Below are 17749 nucleotides of genomic sequence, written 5' to 3' on the forward strand. Positions count from 1 at the left end.
GGGCCGATCATTTTTTCGATCGGCCCTTTGATTTTTTGCGACGGAATTACAGCAGTTCTGCCATCTCAGTCAGGATCTGTTCACACCATTGCGCAATACGTTCGTCGGTCTGCTCAAACTGGTTGATGTCATCCAGCGCCAGGCCGACAAACTGTTTGCCGTCGGCAGTCAGTGGTTTTTTGCTCGTAAATTCATAGCCTTCCAGCGGCCAGTAACCGACAAACTGTACCCCGGACGGAGCCAGCACTTCATGCAGCATCCCTAACGCATCGAGGAACCATTCGCTGTATTCCCCCTGGTCACCCATGCCATAGAGTGCCACCACTTTTCCCTGTAAATTGAGCTGTGGCAGATCGGTCCAGATGGCTTCCCAGTCTTCCTGCAATTCGCCAAAATCCCAGGTTGGAATACCGAGGATCAGCAAATCATACTGCTCCATCAGCGTGGGAGAGTCATCTTTCAGGTTATGCAGCGTCACCAGATCGTCACCAATAAAGTCACGAATCTTCTCTGCCGCCATCTCGGTGTAACAGGTGCTGGATCCATAAAACAGACCGATATTCATGGTAGTGAAACTCATTTTTCGTAAAGTCTGGCGCGATTATATCAGAATCGGGCAGGAATAAGGCATAATGGGGCGGCTTTGTACGGCAGTGTGATGTTGCATGGTTATGATTTTTAAGCGTAAAGTGATTTTATATAACGCACTCCGCGTCATGAGAATCGCAGATTAGAGAGGTTGAAGTGCAGGATAACGATCTGATTGAGCAATTTCTTGATGCGCTGTGGATCGAGCGTAATCTGGCGCAAAACACCGTTGCTTCTTACCGTCTTGACCTGCGATCGCTCTGTGGCTGGTTGCAGCACCAGCAACTTTCTCTGCTGACGGTGGATGCGATCAACTTACAGGGGTTTCTGGCTGAACGGCTGGAAGGGGGATACAAAGCGACCAGCTCTGCGCGCTTGCTTAGTGCCATGCGCCGCCTGTTCCAGTATCTCTACCGCGAAAAGCTGCGTGAGGACGATCCCAGTGCCCTACTCTCGTCGCCAAAACTGCCGCAGCGCCTGCCCAAGGATCTCTCTGAGGCACAGGTGGAAAGGTTATTGCAGGCGCCCTGTCTGGACCAGCCGATTGAGCTGCGCGATAAGGCGATGCTGGAACTCCTTTATGCCACCGGATTACGTGTGACAGAGCTGGTCGGGCTGACGCTCAGCGATATCAGCCTGCGCCAGGGCGTGGTGCGCGTTATTGGTAAAGGGAACAAAGAGCGTTTGGTGCCGATGGGCGAAGAGGCGGTGCACTGGATCGAACAGTTTATCGAATACGGTCGCCCCTGGTTGCTCAATGGTCAGTCGCTCGATGTGCTATTTCCCAGTAACCGCGCGCAACAAATGACCCGGCAAACTTTCTGGCATCGCATCAAACATTACGCCACACTAGCAGGCATCGACAGCGCAAAACTGTCACCGCACGTGCTGCGTCATGCTTTTGCCACCCATTTGCTGAACCACGGCGCGGATTTACGTGTCGTACAGATGTTGTTGGGTCATAGCGATTTATCAACCACCCAGATTTACACGCACGTAGCGACAGAACGGCTGCGCCAGCTCCATCAGCAGCATCATCCGCGTGCCTGATCGACAAAAACATACAGCCCGCTTAGTCAGGCTATAAGGACATAAAAAATGAAGAAACATTTCCTGTTACTTTCGGGACTCATCGCGCTGGCCAGCGGACTGGCCTATGCTGATGATGCAGCGATTAAACAGTCTCTGAGTAAGCTGGGCTTACAGCAGACCGAGATTCAGCCTTCGCCTCTGCCAGGGTTTAAAACCGTGCTGAGCGAAAGCGGTGTGCTGTACGTCACCGACGATGGCAAACATTTCGTACAGGGGCCTCTCTATGATGTCAGCGGCGGTCAGCCGGTCAACGTCACCAATCAACTGCTGGAAAAGAAAGTTGAAGCGTTGAGCAAAGAGATGATCGTGTATAAAGCGCCAAAACAGCAGTACGTGGTGACGGTGTTTACCGACATCACCTGCGGCTATTGCCGTAAGCTGCATCAGGAAATGGCTGACTATAATGCGCTGGGTATTACCGTGCGTTATCTGGCCTTCCCGCGTGAAGGGATGAACGGCAATGTGGCGAAAGAGATGAAATCTATCTGGTCTGCCGCTGAACCGCGCAAAGCCTTTGATGCCGCGATGAAAGGTGAAGCTGTATCGCCGATTGACGGCAAAATCGATATCGGCCAGCAGTACAAATTGGGCATTCTTTACGGTATCCAGGGCACCCCGGCTATTCTGCTTGAGAATGGCAGCATGATCCCTGGCTATCAGAATCCACAGGACCTGAAGAAATTCCTCGACAGCCAGAAAAACGGCGGCTGATATTCGTGAACAGCACAACTGAACTCCGTCGTCGCGAGGCGACGGACACGGCCGCCTTACCTGCCGATCTTCACCCACTGTTACGTCGCCTGTATGCCCGCCGGGGCATCCGCCAGGCCAGTGAACTGGAACGCGGCGCGAAATATTTGCATCCTTTCCAGTCACTCAGCGGTATTCAGGCGGCGGTGGACATCCTGCAACGGGCACTGGCCGATAACCTCTGCATCATGATTGTCGGCGATTTCGATGCCGATGGGGCCACCAGCACGGCGCTAACGGTACTGGCGCTACGCAGCATGGGCGGGCAGAACATCAAATATCTGGTGCCTAACCGTTTTGATGATGGCTACGGCCTTAGCCCGGAAGTGGTAGAACAGGCGGCTGCACGCGGTGCACAGCTGATCGTCACCGTAGATAACGGCATCTCTTCCCATGCGGGCGTGGCGCTGGCCCATGAAAAAGGCATTCCGGTTGTTGTCACCGATCACCATTTGCCGGGCGATACGCTGCCGGCTGCCGATGCCATTGTTAACCCCAATCTTAACGACTGCGAATTTCCGTCTAAATCGCTGGCGGGTGTGGGCGTAGCGTTTTATCTGATGCTGGCACTGCGTGCACAGTTGCGCGACAGTGGCGTGACCACGCTGCCGAATCTGGCAGAACTGCTGGATTTGGTCGCGCTTGGCACGGTGGCGGATGTGGTGCCGCTGGATGCCAACAATCGCATCCTGGTCTGGCAGGGGCTGAGCCGTATTCGTGCGGGCAAATGTCGTCCCGGCATACGGGCACTGCTGGAGATTGCCAACCGTGATGCGCGCCAGCTGGCCGCCAGTGATTTAGGTTTCGCCCTTGGCCCGCGTCTCAATGCCGCCGGGCGGCTGGATGATATGTCGGTCGGGGTGGCGCTATTGCTCAGTGAAGACCTGGGCCAGGCGCGTATGCTTGCCAGTGAGCTGGATGCACTGAATCAGACGCGCAAAGAGATAGAGCAGGGCATGCAGTCAGAAGCGCTGGCGCTTTGCGATCGTCTGGAAAGCAGCAGTGACGCTTTGCCGCTCGGTATTGCGATGTATCATCCAGAGTGGCATCAGGGCGTGGTCGGTATTCTGGCTTCGCGGCTGAAAGAGCGTTTCCATCGTCCGGTGATCGCCTTTGCGCCCGCAGGCGACGGCACGCTGAAAGGCTCAGGACGCTCGATTGCCGGGCTGCATATGCGTGATGCGCTGGAGCGGCTGGATACCCTTAATCCGGGGCTGATCATCAAATTTGGTGGACATGCGATGGCGGCAGGGTTGTCATTGGAAGAGGCGAACTTTGAACGTTTCCGTCAGTGTTTTGCCGATCTGGTGGGCGACTGGCTGGAGGCGGAATCCCTTCAGGGCGTGGTCTGGTCCGACGGCGAACTGATGGCGCAGGAGCTGACGCTGCCCACCGCGGAACTGCTGCGTGAAGCAGGCCCCTGGGGCCAGGCGTTCCCTGAACCGACGTTTGATGGCAAATTTAAGCTGTTACAGCAGAAGCTGGTAGGTGAGCGTCATCTGAAAGTGATGATTGAGCCATTGGGCGGTGGCCCTTTGCTGGACGGTATCGCGTTTAACATTGATACGGCTCTGTGGCCCGATCCCAGCGTGAAGCAGGTTGAGCTGGCTTACAAGCTGGACATCAACGAGTTCCGCGGCAACCGTAATGTGCAGCTGATCATCGACCATCTCTGGGCGCTGTAATTCACCTCATCCATTGTGCTGGCGGGCTGACCGACACAGAAGGTCAGCCCCGTGCTGATGATTTACACGGGGCGACCATGACGCTACTGATCCGTCGCCCCTTTTTCACATCATCCCGGCCGGCGGCTTAACGCCAGTTTTGCAGCAAACAATAAAAACACCGCGCCCGTGGTGCGGTCGAGCCACTTCACCACCCCTTCCTGTTTTAATATCCCTGACAGTTTGCGCGTGCTGCCAATCAGCAGCGCCGACCACAGCGTGCCCAGCACTACATGGATTAGCACCAGTCCAAAGGTCCAGAGCACCGGCGAATGCCCGGTCGGAATAAACTGTGGCAGGAAGGAGACGTAAAAAATCCCGACTTTAGGATTGAGCAGATTGCCGAAAAAACCGCGTAGAAACGCGTTCTGGCTACCGCTGCTCAGGGTTACGTCGCCCATTTGCTGGCGAGGTTTCAGCAACATTTGCACGCCAAGCCAGGCGAGGTAGCCTGCTCCGCACCACTTCAACAGGTTATAAGCCAGCTCAGACACGGCAATCAGTGCACCGAGGCCAAACGCCACGGCAGCGGCCCACGCCAGACAGCCGGCATTAATGCCCAGTTGAGCCTGAATGGCCTTCCGGGTTCCCTCTACCGTGGCGGTGCGTAAAATCAACGCGGTATCCAGCCCCGGCGTCAACGTCAGCAGTGCGGCGGCAAAGGTGAATGCCATCAGGGCATCGGTAACGGACATGGCGATTCTCCATTGTGTTCAGTGCTACAAACTGTGCGCTATTTCGGTTAAACTGCGTGGTTACTATTACGTCCATTTCGATCACCTAAAAAGATTAAAACCATGTTTGAAATTAATCCGGTAAAGAACCGTATTCAGGATCTCACAGAGCGCAGCAGCGTTCTTCGGGGGTATCTTTGACTATGATGCCAAGAAAGAACGTCTTCAGGAAGTAAACGCTGAACTGGAACAGCCTGATGTCTGGAATGAACCTGAACGCGCCCAGGCGCTGGGTAAAGAACGCTCCGCATTAGAAGCCGTTGTGGAAACACTGGATCTGATGGAGCAGGGGCTGGAAGATGTTTCAGGCCTGCTCGAGCTGGCCGTTGAGGCCGATGATGAAGACACCTTCAATGAAGCGATTGCTGAACTGGATGTGCTGGAAAAGAAACTCGGCGAATTAGAATTCCGTCGTATGTTCTCCGGCGAATACGACAGCGCCGACTGCTACATGGATATCCAGGCAGGCTCCGGCGGGACAGAAGCTCAGGACTGGGCCAGCATGCTGCTGCGTATGTACCTGCGCTGGGCTGAAGCGAGAGGCTTTAAAACCGAAATTATCGAAGAGTCTGACGGTGAAGTGGCCGGTACCAAATCCGCCACCATTAAAATCATCGGCGACTACGCGTTTGGCTGGTTACGCACTGAAACCGGCGTGCATCGCCTGGTGCGTAAAAGCCCGTTTGACTCCGGTGGCCGTCGTCATACCTCTTTCAGTTCGGTGTTTATCTACCCGGAAGTGGACGACAACATCGATATCGACATTAACCCGGCCGACCTGCGTATCGACGTTTACCGCGCCTCCGGTGCCGGTGGTCAGCACGTCAACAAAACGGAGTCGGCGGTGCGTATTACCCACTTACCGACCAACATTGTTGTGCAGTGCCAGAATGACCGCTCTCAGCATAAAAACAAAGATCAGGCCTTCAAACAGTTGCGCGCCAAACTGTACGAATACGAAATGCAGAAAAAAAATGCTGACAAACAGACGGCGGAAGACAACAAGTCTGACATCGGCTGGGGCAGCCAGATCCGCTCTTACGTGCTGGATGATTCCCGCATTAAGGATCTGCGTACAGGCGTGGAAACACGCAATACTCAGGCGGTTCTGGACGGCGATCTGGATCGTTTCATTGAAGCAAGTTTGAAAGCAGGTTTATAAGGAACTCACATGTCTGAACAACAACCGCAGGCCGCTGATGCCGCCATTGAACTGAATAACGAACTCAAAGCGCGTCGCGAAAAACTGGCCGCACTGCGTGAAACTGGCGTGGCATTCCCGAACGACTTCCGCCGTGACCGCACCGCAGATACCCTGCACGCCGAGTTTGGTGGTAAAGAGAACGAAGAGCTGGAAGACCTTGGCATCGAAGTCAGCGTGGCTGGCCGTATGATGACTCGTCGTATTATGGGTAAGGCATCCTTTGTGACGTTGCAGGATGTGGGCGGCCGTATTCAGCTTTACGTATCCCGCGATGACCTGGCGGAAGGCATCTATAACGAACAGTTCAAAAAGTGGGATCTCGGCGATATCCTCGGCGCACGCGGCAAGTTGTTTAAGACTAAAACCGGCGAACTGTCTATCCACTGTAGCGAACTGCGCCTGTTGACCAAAGCACTGCGCCCGCTGCCGGACAAGTTCCACGGCCTGGCCGATCAGGAAACCCGTTACCGTCAGCGTTATCTTGACCTGATCTCGAACGACGACTCGCGCAACACCTTCAAAATTCGCTCCCAGATCATGGCGGGTATCCGCAGCTTTATGGTCGGCCGTGAGTTTATGGAAGTGGAAACCCCGATGATGCAGGTGATCCCTGGCGGTGCGTCTGCCCGCCCGTTTATCACGCATCACAATGCGCTGGACATCGATATGTACCTGCGTATCGCACCCGAGCTGTATCTGAAGCGTCTCGTGGTGGGTGGTTTCGACCGCGTGTTTGAAATCAACCGTAACTTCCGTAACGAAGGTATTTCGCCACGTCATAACCCAGAGTTCACCATGATGGAACTCTATATGGCGTATGCGGATTACAAAGACCTGATCGAACTGACCGAAAGCCTGTTCCGTACGCTGGCACAGGATGTTCTGGGTTCCACCGTGGTGCCTTACGGCGACCAGGAGTTCGACTTCGGTAAGCCATTCGAGAAGCTGACGATGAAAGAAGCGATTCTGAAATACCGTCCGCAGACCGACCTGGCCGATCTCGACGACTTTGATAAATCGGTAGCGATTGCTCAGTCTCTGGGTATCAAAGTAGAGAAGAGCTGGGGTCTGGGCCGTCTGGTCACTGAGATCTTCGAAGAGACCGCAGAAGCGCATCTGATCCAGCCAACGTTCATCACGGAATACCCGGCCGAAGTGTCACCGCTGGCGCGCCGTAATGACCAGAACCCGGAAATCACTGACCGTTTCGAATTCTTTATCGGCGGCCGCGAAATCGGTAACGGTTTCTCAGAGCTGAACGATGCGGAAGATCAGGCAGAACGTTTCCTGCAACAGGTTAACGCGAAAGATGCCGGTGATGACGAAGCGATGTTCTATGACGAAGACTATGTCACCGCGCTGGAACACGGCCTGCCGCCAACGGCGGGTCTGGGGATTGGTATTGACCGTATGGTGATGCTGTTTACCAACAGCCACACCATCCGTGACGTGATCCTGTTCCCGGCACTGCGCCCAAGCAACAAGTAAACGCACGCTTGTAACATCAACGGTCAGCCTTAGCGCTGGCCGTTTTTTTTTGCCTCCGCGGGAAAAAAAGCAAATAGTAAGGACTTTCAAACTGCAACCGTAAAGAGGGCTGCCATGACCCGACCTGATTTTATCCGCCACTGGCGTGAGCTTGAGGGCGAAGATAACGAACACTATCCCGACAGCGAGGAGCTGATGTCCATAGGTGCGCCGCTGGGAAGGGCGCTCGGTCTGACGCGCCTCGGGATACATCATGAACGTCTGTTGCCTGGCCGTCGCATGTCCTACCCGCATGCTGAAAGTGCAGAAGAAGAGTTTGCTTATGTGCTGGAAGGGGAGCCGGAGGTATGGATCAATGGCGAGTTATATCGCTTAACACCCGGTGATGCCGTAGCGTTCCCGGCAGGCACCGGGATTTGCCATACCTTTATCAATAACAGCGATCGCGAAGCGCACTTTATTATCGTTGGTGAGGCGAATAAGAAAGAGAACCGCATCTGGTATCCGACAAATCCAGCCTACCTCGCTACGCGAGAGGATCGCTGGGACGATCCGCCAAAGCAGGATTTTGGCCCCCATGATGGGATGCCGGACTCATTGAAAAAAGGGACATCCTGAAAATGCCGGGATGGAAGGGAGACATGTGCAGGCGGCAGGAGGAGCGCCCGCGGCGGTGAAACTCAGGATTTCACCGCGTCGTTCAGCCAGTCTTTAAAGCGGGCATACGGCACATACAGCGAGACGTCTTTATACAGCGTCTTACCCGTTTTCATATCGTTAATGCGTTTGCTGTAGCCGACAATCACCCCGCCAATCGAATCATCAGACGCGTTATACACAGCGCCACCTGACATGCCCTGTACCACGCCTGCATCGGACGCCACCACGACGCAACTGACTTTATTCCAGGTGTTTTTTAGCCCGGTATTGATCAGATTGGTGCCCGTCGATGCGACCGGCATCGCCGAAATAAAGCTGTAACCGTAGAGATTAATCTTGTCACCGATTAGGCCGTTACGGAAATGCGGTGCCGGGACATTATCATTTTTATGATAGACCACGGCCAGGTCGCACTCAGGATGATATGACTTCACCCGGTACATGGAGAATTTTGCCACATGGGCCGCGGTCAGGCTGTAATCGGCCGTCAGCGGGATGGTGGTACCCAGCGTACCTAAGCCCAGCACGGTTGGAATACCCGTAACAGTCATATCCACCCGGTCGTGCGCTTCACTGCTGTACTGATACTTTCCGACGGAACACCCGACCAGAATCAGGGCTGGCAGGCAAATGACGAGTCGCATCGGGTCTCCTTGGTAATGGTTGATACAGCAATGGCAGGTTTTTTAACCTCATTTACTGGCATATCGGCCATCTGTCGCAGAACTTTAATGTATCAATGCTCCATCAAATCTGTCACAAGGCGAAGAGGTGCCAGCAGCGTTGAAGTAAAATTTCCAAAACTCAGATGAATCGTAGAATTGAATGATTAGGAAGGTTTATGTAATGGCCAGTTAACGGAAAGTATAGCGAAGAAAAACGACAAAATGAGCGTGCGATCGCATTTTTCTCATCGATTCATCACTACCCAGAGGATTCTTGCTGCCCAGGCAACAGACAGTTGCTGATAGCGGGCTGTAAGGCGTTCATTAGCTGTGCTTTAATGCGTTGCTGTGACGCAGATCAAATTTATCTTCTACACCAATTATCCTGGGAGTGTGTGACATGCCTGTTTCATTACTGGCGCTGGCGTTGAGTGCCTTTGCTATCGGCACCACTGAATTTGTCATTATGGGGCTGTTGCCGGAAGTGGCGAATGACCTGCGCGTGTCGATTCCATCGGCAGGCTGGCTGATCAGCGGTTACGCGCTGGGGGTGGCGATTGGCGCTCCGATTATGGCATTGCTGACGGCCAGGCTACCGCGCAAACGGACGCTGATCCTGCTGATGGCGATTTTTATCGTCGGGAATATTCTCTGTGCGCTGGCTTACACCTATAACCTGCTGATGCTGGCGCGCGTCGTGACCGCGCTGTGTCACGGTGCCTTCTTCGGTATCGGTGCCGTAGTCGCAGCCAGCCTGGTCGCACCGGGTAAACAGGCTTCTGCCGTTGCGCTGATGTTTACCGGCTTAACGCTTGCCAACGTGCTGGGTGTGCCGCTGGGCACCTGGTTTGGTCAGATGTTTGGCTGGCGTGCCACCTTCTGGGGCGTGGCGGTGATTGGCGTACTGGCCTTTATCGGCCTGATCGTCAGCCTGCCCACTAACCGTAATGAGAAGCCGGTACATCTGGCATCAGAAGTCAGTGCGCTGAATAACGGCAAGCTGTGGCTGTCGTTGCTGATGACAGTGTTTTTCGCCGCCGCGATGTTCGCCTTATTCAGCTATATTGCGCCGCTGTTGTTGCAGGTGACGGGCATGACGGACCGGGGCGTCAGTTGGACGCTGTTCCTGATCGGCGCGGGTCTGACAGTGGGTAATATCCTCGGTGGTAAGCTGGCCGACTGGAAAGTGTCGTTCAGCCTGATCCTCAGCTTCTCGCTGATCGCGGTGTTCTCCCTGCTGTTTAGCTGGACCAGCCATTCACTGTGGCTGGCGGAAATTACCCTGTTCCTGTGGGCGATGGCGACCTTTGCAATGGTTCCGGCGCTGCAAATCAACGTGGTCCGCCACGGTAAAGATGCACCGAACCTGGTGTCGACGCTGAATATCTCTGCCTTTAACGTCGGTAACGCGTTGGGTGCCTGGGTGGGCGGCGCAGTGATTGGCGGTGGCTACGGCCTGACGGCGGTGCCCGTCTCGGCAGCCGTACTGGCAGTGATTGGGCTGCTGGTTTGCCTCTATACCTTCCGGGGATCACGCGGCCAGCCGCAGCCTGCCAGGGCAACGCATTAAATGAGTCGTTGTTGCAGGCGCTGGCTGAACAGGCCCGCCTGCTGTTGCAAATGCTGGCTGAAGGCATCGACCAGTGCCGATGCGGGGCGGTGGCGCGGCCTAATCAGACTGACGGTAAACGGCACGGCGATGCTGAAACGCCGTATCACCACTCCGCTGTCGGCGTAATCCAGCGCCGTCAGCGGGTTCACAATCGATACCCCTACACCTGCCCTGACCATCGAACATACCGATGCCGCACTGTGTGTCTCCATCACCATGTGCCGCTGGACGCCCTGTTCGGCAAACACGCCATCAAGAATCTGACGGTAGCTGTCCGTGCGTGACAGGCTGATATAACGCTGCCCGGCGAAATCCTGTGGTGTCAGGCAGTCGCGACTGGCCAGCGGATGCTGTGCTGGCAGCACACAGACTTCATCGCCGGTAAACAGTGCGCTGCGTTCGGTGCCTGCCGGAGTGTGTGTGGTTTCGGTCAGTCCCAGATCATAACGTTGCGCCGACAACCACTCTTCCAGCAGCGGTGACTCCTGGGGAATGATATTCAGGCTGAGGTCCGGGTAGCGCGCCATAAAGGGCTGACACAGCAGCGGCAGCAGTGACTGGGAAAACACCGGCAGACAGGCCACCGACAGCTCGCCCTGGCGAAACTGACGTAATCCTTCTGCGGCGCTGATAATGCGGTCCAGTCCGTACCAGGATCGCTGCACCTCTTCAAAAAGACGCAAGCCCTGTACCGTGGGTTGCAGGCGTCCGCGCACGCGTTCAAACAGTTGCAGACCAATCAGCTTTTCAAAACGCGCCAGCTCACGGCTGACGGTGGGCTGCGAGGTATGCAGCAGCGTTGCCGCTTCCGTCAGGTTGCCGGTAGTGACCACCGCATGAAAAATTTCAATATGACGCAAAGAAACGCCCGCCACGTTCGGCTCCCGTGAATGATCAATGCTAAAGCCATATCATGGATGAATAGAGTGCGATAAAAAAGATATTTTTATCCCGTCTCAGGCTGTGGCGTAATAGAGGCATAAACTTATGGAGAATCCTTATGCCGCGCCTGCTTACTGACACCACCACCGCCCTGACTCAGGACAACCTGTTACCGCTGGCACGCCACTATGGCGGCCCATTCTGGGCTTATGATGCCAGCATCATCCAGGCCCGCATCAGCCAGCTTCAGCAGTTTGATGTGGTCCGCTTCGCGCAGAAGGCCTGTTCGAATATTCACATTCTGCGCCTGATGCGTGCCGCGGGCGTGAAGGTGGATTCTGTTTCCCTGGGGGAAATTGAACGCGCGCTGGCCGCAGGTTATCAGGCCGGTGGCGATGAAATTGTGTTTACGGCTGATTTGCTCGATGAACCCACGCTGGCACGGGTTGCCGAGCTGAAAGTGCCGGTCAACGCCGGTTCCGTCGATATGCTGCATCAGTTGGGGCAGGTGTCTGCCGGGCATCCGGTCTGGCTGCGCGTTAACCCGGGCTTTGGTCACGGCCACAGCCAGAAAACCAATACCGGCGGTGAAAACAGCAAGCACGGGATCTGGCATGGTGATATGGGCCTGGCACTGGAAGCCATCCAGCAGCATCAGCTGAAGCTGGTGGGGATCCACATGCATATCGGTTCCGGCGTGGACTACGGACACCTTGAGCAGGTGTGCGATGCGATGGTGAATCAGGTGGTGAGCTTTGGCCAGGATCTGGAGGCTATTTCTGCCGGAGGCGGGCTGTCGATCCCTTATCACTTTGGTGAAGAGACGATTGATACCAATCACTATTACGGTCTTTGGGATGCCGCACGCAAGCGCGTGGCACAGCATCTGGGTCATCCGGTCAAACTGGAAATCGAACCAGGACGTTTCCTGGTGGCAGAATCCGGTGTGCTGGTCAGCCAGGTGCGGGCGGTTAAATCGATGGGCAGCCGTCACTTTGTGCTGGTGGATGCCGGGTTTAACGATCTGATGCGTCCGTCACTGTATGGCAGCTACCACCATATTTCGGCCATTGCCGGGGACGGTCGCACACTGGACGAGGAAAACACGATTGAGAGCGTGGTGGCGGGGCCGCTGTGCGAATCGGGCGATGTCTTTACCCAACTGGAAGGCGGCAAAGTCGAAACCCGTGCACTGCCAGCGGTGAAGGTGGGCGATTATCTGGTGTTCCACGATACCGGCGCTTACGGTGCCTCCATGTCGTCGAACTACAACAGCCGTCCGTTGATCCCGGAAGTGCTGTTCGAAAACGGCCAGTCGCGCCAGATCCGCCGTGCGCAAACCGTGGCCGAGCTGCTGGCGCTGGAACTGTAATCCATTCCCCCGTGCCATAGGGGCCGATCATTTTTTTCGATCGGCCTCAAATCACCCCATTACAGACATTTTATTCGCTACTGCTGATGTGACAGGGCTGAGGCCAGTTTGAGCACACCGGATCGGCAAAAGACGCATCCCTGCGGGCCTCGGCACGCGACGTCCTGTCGCGTGACGTCCGGCTTACCTCAAACTGGCCCCATCCTCGTAGTAAGTGTGCTCGCTGTAGCGTTAAAACCACCACGACATTGCGATTTATTGCAGGGGCCGATCATTTTTTCCGATCGGCCCGTTGCCGCGCACGACTATTCTGCAAACATCTCTTTCCTTAACAGCACAATCTCTTCTGCCTGCCGCTAATCCAGCAGAGTGTGAATAAGAATTAAGATCGGTCTGTATTCTGAAAAAAAAGTGAAAGGGTATGCCGGGACTCCCTGGATAATCTTCGTCAGGAGAAGGCTTTTATCGACAGGCAAACATGGAGCCTGCTTGGGCATAATGCAAAAATAGTGGCATCGGGGAAAATTGTTAAAGAACTGGATTCCTGGGGATATATCATCAATGGAGTAGGGGTTGTGTTGGGGGGATTTCAGATAGTTGCGGGAATTACAATTTTTACCGGTTCACTTGCTCATTTAAACATTGTGGGTATGGTTGCTGGTGCCACACTTTTTCTGCATGGGATAAATGGCATTGAAGAAGGAATTGTAAATATTAAAAATGGTAGTGAAGGCCATGTTGGAAAAATAAAAGAAGGATATATAAATACAGCAAGGTTCATGGGGTTTGATGAGAAAGTCGGCGCACTAGCTTACAGTTCAATGGACTTATCACTCTCTACGTATGGCATGGCCCGTTTTGTATTAAAACCAGATGCCAGAAGATTGTTTAACTTTCTCCCTTCAGACTATATTAGAAATGTGAAGAGAATGAGTGTGCCTTCTCTTTTAATCGAAGGCACAGGTGATGCTATTACTATAAAAACAGCACTGGAAGAATAACTTAATCAAGTTATTAATTTCCTGCCATGAATAAATATCTTCGCCCCTAACTTGGTTGGGGCGAGGATTTCAGAAACGATCATGGCAAAAACATACCCCACCAGAAATCCATAAAAACCATCCATGTTGTTTTCTTCATAAGTCGAAATCAGGAGAAGTGTCATTATTAATCTGAGAGTTGCTATCCCTAAAAAAACTCGCCTTAACTTTATCAGAACTTGCGCATAGGTTGTGCGGTTTTTTTTCACAAAATATTTTATTTTTCTAATTTCTTTAGTCGTAAATCCACTTTTCAGCAGTTTTTCTTCCATATCAATATCATTCATCCTTGCCCTTCCTTTTAATATTTACCTCTCCTTTTCCTCGTAAAAGAATATCACGCAGAACGACCGCTGAGTATAAAAATAAGCCTTACGCACCGCTGGGGCCGATCACTTTTTCCGATCGGCCTCAAATCACCCCGTTACAGACATTTTATTCGCTGCTGCTGATGTGACAGGGCTGAGGCCAGTTTGAGCACACCGGATCGGCAAAAGACGCATCCCTGCGGGCCTCGGCACGCGCCGTCCTGGCGCGTGACGTCCGGCTTACCTCAAACTGGCACCATCCTCGTAGTCAGTGTGCTCGCTGTAGCGTTAAAACCACCACGACATCGCGATTTATTGCAGGAGCCGATCATTTTTTCCGATCGGCCCGTTGCCGCGCACGACTATTCTGCAAACATCTCTTTCCTTAACAGCACAATCTCTTCCGCCAGATCGCGGCACAGCATCGCATTCATTAGATGATCCTGGGCATGAACGAGGATCAGCGTGACCGGCACTTTGCCACATCCCTCATCAGCCCCTATCAGCTGTGTCTGTATCTTGTGAGCTCCTTTTGACGCTTCCAGTGAAGCCGCCAGTGCCGCATCGGCCTGCTGCCATTCGCGCTTACGGGCGTGCTGAATGGCGCTCATGGCGTGGGATCGTGCTTCGCCTGCATTGATCAACAATTCCATCATGGTCTGCTCGAAATCCATCACTGCCTCCATTGGTATACCAAAATTGGTTTAATTATCTTATTGGAATACCAGTGATCACTTCTGAGAGTCATATCACAGTAAATAACTCGTAATTGTTTATTTTTGGTATGCCACAACAACGGAAGTTCAACAAATACCAGTGCCGGGATGCCTGACCCCTTACCTCGAGGATTTATACATGTCTCTACAGGATCGGCTAATCGACTCGCTGGGGAGTTTTGCCACAAAATTCAACAGCTACCGCTACATCATGGCGATCAAGGCCTCGTTTATTACGCTGATGCCGGTGATTATTGTCGGTGCGTTTTCGGTGCTGATTTCCAATATGGTGCTGGATGGCAAGAACGGGCTGGCGAGCTTTGAGGCGCTGTCGTTCCTCGCCGAACTCAAACCCATTACTTCCAGTATTAACTATGCGACGCTCAGTTTTCTGAATATCGGTGCAGTGTTCCTGATCGGTATTGAACTGGGGAAAATCAACGGCATCAAAACCCTGTTCCCGGGTCTGTTGGCGATTATCTGTTTTATCGCCGTCACGCCAACGACATTAAGCATGATGGTCAACGGCCAGTTGCAGGTGGTCACTGACGTGCTGGCGAAACAGTTCTCGGATACCAAAAGCCTGTTCCTCGGCATGTTTATTGCCATTCTCTCCGTCGAGATCTATTGCCGACTGGAAAATATCGATCGGCTAAAAATCAAAATGCCGGATACGGTACCACCGAATGTGGCAGCTTCGTTCTCGGCGCTGATCCCATCGATTATTACCGTCTCCGCCATCGCCACGTTTGGTTTTATCTTCCACCGTTTCACCGGCATGTATCTGTATGACGCGGTGTACAAAATTGTGCAGGAACCGCTGGAATCGGTGGTGCAGAGCCTGTGGGGTATTCTGCTATTGATGTTTGTTGCCCAGCTGTTCTGGGTGATCGGTATTCACGGTAATCAGATGGTGAAACCGATCCGCGAACCGCTGCTGCTGGGGGCGATCCTGGTCAATATGAACGCCTTTGAGCAGGGCATTGAAGCACCGAATATCATCACCATGCCGTTCTGGGATGTGTATATGAGCATCGGTGGGTCCGGGTTGACGATCGGCTTACTGACGGCGGTGATGCTGGCAACCAAACGCAAAGAGATGCGGGAAATCGCCAAGCTGTCATTCGGTCCTGGCCTGTTTAACATTAACGAACCGGTGATCTTCGGCATGCCGATTATGCTTAATCCGATCCTCGCCATCCCGTTCATTATTACGCCGCTGATCACCGGATCGATTGGTTACTTCGCCACGGTCACCGGGTTTGCCGGGAAAGCGGTAGTGATGGTGCCCTGGACCACGCCGCCGATCATCAATGCCTGGCTCTCTACCGCCGGATCGATGGGGGCTGTGGTGACGCAAATCGTCTGCATCATCGTCTCCATTCTGGTCTATCTGCCGTTTGTCAAAATCGCTGCGCGCCGTGCAGAGGCCGCTGAAGCCCGCGCGTTACAGCCTGAACTCGCGAAACACTAAGGAGCTATGATGAGCACAATCAACGTCACTATCCCGGCTGATTTTATTCTCGGAGCCGCCGCTTCCGCGTGGCAAACCGAAGGCTGGAGTGGCAAGAAAGTGGGGCAGGACTCTTACCTCGATGCCTGGTATCAGAACGATCGTCATGTCTGGCACAACGGTTACGGCCCGGCGATCGCCACCGACTTTATCAATCGCTATAAAGAAGATGTCGCCTTGATGAAAGCCTCGGGGCTGACGCACTACCGCACCTCGATTAACTGGTCGCGCTTTCTGACTGATTATGAAAATGCCGTCGTTGATGAAGAGTACGCCGCGTATTACGACAACCTGATCGATGAGCTGCTGGCAAACGGCATTCAGCCGATGCTGTGCCTGGAACACTACGAGCTGCCAGCTGCCCTGCTGGAGCAGCACGGCGGCTGGGGTTCAAAGCATGTGGTGGAGCTGTTTGTCCGTTACGCAGAGCAGGTGTTTGCACGTTACGCCCACAAGGTGACGCGCTGGTTTACCTTTAACGAGCCGATTGTGGTGCAGACGCGGGTCTATCTGGATGCGCTGCGCTGGCCATACGAGCAGAACACTGACAAATGGATGCAGTGGAACCACCATAAAAATCTCGCCACGGCGAAAGTGGTGCAGCTGTTCCGGGAGAAAGGTTATCAGGGCACGGTTGGCACCATCCTGAACCCGGAAGTGACGTACCCGCGTTCCAGTGCGGCGCATGATGTGAAAGCGGCGGAAATGTACGACTTGTTCTACAACCGCGTTTTCCTTGACCCGGCCATCAAAGGCGAATACCCGGCGGAGCTGGTTCAGTTGCTGGAAAAACATCAGGTGAAATGGGATTACAACGCGCAGGAGCTGGCGATTATCTCCGCCAACCGCGTGGATGAAGTCGGCATCAACCTCTATTACCCGCACCGCGTGAAAGCGCCATCGCGTGCCTGGCACCCGGAAACCCCATTCCATCCGGCCTTTTACTACGAGCATTTCGAACTGCCGGGGCGGCGTATGAACACCTCGCGTGGTTGGGAGATTCAGCCCGCCATCGTCTGGGATATGGCCTTGCGTATGAAGAATGACTACGACAATTTCCCGTGGTTTATCGCTGAAAACGGCATGGGGATTGAGAACGAAGCGCGCTTCAAAAATGCTGACGGCGAGATACAGGATGACTACCGCATCGCCTTTATCACCGAACACCTTTACCAGGCCGTGCGGGCAAACGCCGCTGGAATGAACTGCCTGGGCTATATGCTGTGGGCCTTCACCGACAATGTTTCCCCGATGAATGCCTTCAAGAACCGCTACGGACTGATTGAAATCGACCTGGATTGCCAGCGCCAACGCCGGATGAAAAAATCCGCTCACTGGTATCAACAGGTCAGCGAACAGCGCCAGCTCTCTGTCACCCTGGATGATGAAGCCAAATAAGGA

At 53.9% G+C, this 17749-nt stretch carries 17 protein-coding genes; 11 read left to right on the top strand and 6 right to left on the bottom strand.

The window, feature by feature from the left end; translation table 11 throughout:
- Positions 1-46: 46 nt before the first annotated feature.
- The gene (fldB, locus tag HHI26_RS19595) at positions 47-565 is read right to left on the bottom strand and encodes a flavodoxin FldB (RefSeq protein ID WP_133846139.1); all 519 of its coding nucleotides are present in this window, start codon (positions 563-565) and stop codon (positions 47-49) included.
- A gap of 179 nt (positions 566-744) precedes the next feature.
- Here fldB and xerD point away from each other — a divergent pair, with 179 nt between their 5' ends.
- From xerD to recJ, 3 genes are read left to right on the top strand one after another with little or no spacing between them, the layout of a single operon-like run.
- The gene (gene xerD / locus HHI26_RS19600; protein ID WP_133846117.1) at positions 745-1638 is read left to right on the top strand and encodes a site-specific tyrosine recombinase XerD; all 894 of its coding nucleotides are present in this window, start codon (positions 745-747) and stop codon (positions 1636-1638) included.
- Positions 1639-1686: 48 nt separating this feature from the next.
- Positions 1687-2391: a bifunctional protein-disulfide isomerase/oxidoreductase DsbC gene (gene dsbC, locus HHI26_RS19605; protein WP_133846116.1), complete on the top strand. Its 705-nt coding sequence runs from the start codon at positions 1687-1689 to the stop codon at positions 2389-2391.
- 5 nt (positions 2392-2396) lie between these two features.
- The gene (gene recJ / locus HHI26_RS19610; protein WP_133846115.1) at positions 2397-4115 is read left to right on the top strand and encodes a single-stranded-DNA-specific exonuclease RecJ; all 1719 of its coding nucleotides are present in this window, start codon (positions 2397-2399) and stop codon (positions 4113-4115) included.
- Positions 4116-4225: 110 nt separating this feature from the next.
- On the opposite strand, the gene HHI26_RS19615 is transcribed toward recJ, so the two are convergent.
- The gene (locus tag HHI26_RS19615) at positions 4226-4849 is read right to left on the bottom strand and encodes a LysE family translocator (RefSeq protein WP_133846114.1); all 624 of its coding nucleotides are present in this window, start codon (positions 4847-4849) and stop codon (positions 4226-4228) included.
- Between the two features lie 102 nt (positions 4850-4951).
- Here HHI26_RS19615 and prfB point away from each other — a divergent pair.
- The 3 genes from prfB to HHI26_RS19630 all read left to right on the top strand — a co-directional run bounded on the left by prfB (position 4952) and on the right by HHI26_RS19630 (position 8198).
- A protein-coding gene (gene prfB / locus HHI26_RS19620) for a peptide chain release factor 2 (protein ID WP_133846113.1) occupies positions 4952-6050 on the top strand; the annotation gives its coding sequence in 2 pieces (ribosomal slippage) (positions 4952-5026 and positions 5028-6050; 1098 coding nt in all).
- 9 nt (positions 6051-6059) lie between these two features.
- The gene (lysS, locus tag HHI26_RS19625) at positions 6060-7580 is read left to right on the top strand and encodes a lysine--tRNA ligase (RefSeq protein ID WP_133846112.1); all 1521 of its coding nucleotides are present in this window, start codon (positions 6060-6062) and stop codon (positions 7578-7580) included.
- A gap of 114 nt (positions 7581-7694) precedes the next feature.
- Positions 7695-8198 carry a cupin domain-containing protein gene (locus tag HHI26_RS19630; RefSeq protein ID WP_159337899.1) on the top strand — a complete coding sequence of 168 codons (504 nt, stop codon included), beginning with the start codon at positions 7695-7697 and terminating at the stop codon, positions 8196-8198.
- Positions 8199-8260: 62 nt separating this feature from the next.
- On the opposite strand, the gene HHI26_RS19635 is transcribed toward HHI26_RS19630, so the two are convergent.
- Positions 8261-8884, bottom strand: coding sequence for a serine protease (locus tag HHI26_RS19635; RefSeq protein ID WP_133846110.1), 624 nt, complete (start codon positions 8882-8884; stop codon positions 8261-8263).
- Positions 8885-9305: 421 nt separating this feature from the next.
- Here HHI26_RS19635 and HHI26_RS19640 point away from each other — a divergent pair, with 421 nt between their 5' ends.
- On the top strand, positions 9306-10475 hold the full coding sequence (locus tag HHI26_RS19640) for an MFS transporter (protein WP_133846109.1): 1170 nt from the start codon (positions 9306-9308) through the stop codon (positions 10473-10475).
- On the opposite strand, the gene HHI26_RS19645 is transcribed toward HHI26_RS19640, so the two are convergent.
- On the bottom strand, positions 10472-11392 hold the full coding sequence (locus HHI26_RS19645) for a LysR family transcriptional regulator (protein ID WP_133846108.1): 921 nt from the start codon (positions 11390-11392) through the stop codon (positions 10472-10474). The genes HHI26_RS19640 and HHI26_RS19645 overlap by 4 nt on opposite strands.
- A 125-nt stretch (positions 11393-11517) precedes the next feature.
- Between HHI26_RS19645 and lysA the strand changes: the two genes are divergently transcribed.
- Positions 11518-12771: a diaminopimelate decarboxylase gene (gene lysA / locus HHI26_RS19650; protein ID WP_133846107.1), complete on the top strand. Its 1254-nt coding sequence runs from the start codon at positions 11518-11520 to the stop codon at positions 12769-12771.
- A gap of 434 nt (positions 12772-13205) precedes the next feature.
- Positions 13206-13772 carry a DUF4225 domain-containing protein gene (locus tag HHI26_RS19655; protein WP_171149575.1) on the top strand — a complete coding sequence of 189 codons (567 nt, stop codon included), beginning with the start codon at positions 13206-13208 and terminating at the stop codon, positions 13770-13772.
- A gap of 5 nt (positions 13773-13777) precedes the next feature.
- On the opposite strand, the gene HHI26_RS19660 is transcribed toward HHI26_RS19655, so the two are convergent.
- Both HHI26_RS19660 and HHI26_RS19665 read right to left on the bottom strand, forming a co-directional pair.
- Positions 13778-14098, bottom strand: a complete 321-nt coding sequence (locus HHI26_RS19660) for a hypothetical protein (RefSeq protein ID WP_167863299.1) — start codon at positions 14096-14098, stop codon at positions 13778-13780.
- Positions 14099-14481: 383 nt separating this feature from the next.
- Positions 14482-14793, bottom strand: a complete 312-nt coding sequence (locus HHI26_RS19665) for a PTS lactose/cellobiose transporter subunit IIA (protein WP_133846104.1) — start codon at positions 14791-14793, stop codon at positions 14482-14484.
- 181 nt (positions 14794-14974) lie between these two features.
- Between HHI26_RS19665 and HHI26_RS19670 the strand changes: the two genes are divergently transcribed.
- Positions 14975-16309: a PTS transporter subunit EIIC gene (locus HHI26_RS19670; protein WP_133846103.1), complete on the top strand. Its 1335-nt coding sequence runs from the start codon at positions 14975-14977 to the stop codon at positions 16307-16309.
- A gap of 9 nt (positions 16310-16318) precedes the next feature.
- Positions 16319-17746, top strand: a complete 1428-nt coding sequence (locus tag HHI26_RS19675; RefSeq protein ID WP_159337972.1) for a glycoside hydrolase family 1 protein — start codon at positions 16319-16321, stop codon at positions 17744-17746.
- Positions 17747-17749 lie beyond the last annotated feature (3 nt).

It is taken from the genome of Erwinia sp. JH02, from assembly GCF_013074405.1.
Taxonomy (GTDB): domain Bacteria; phylum Pseudomonadota; class Gammaproteobacteria; order Enterobacterales; family Enterobacteriaceae; genus Erwinia; species Erwinia rhapontici.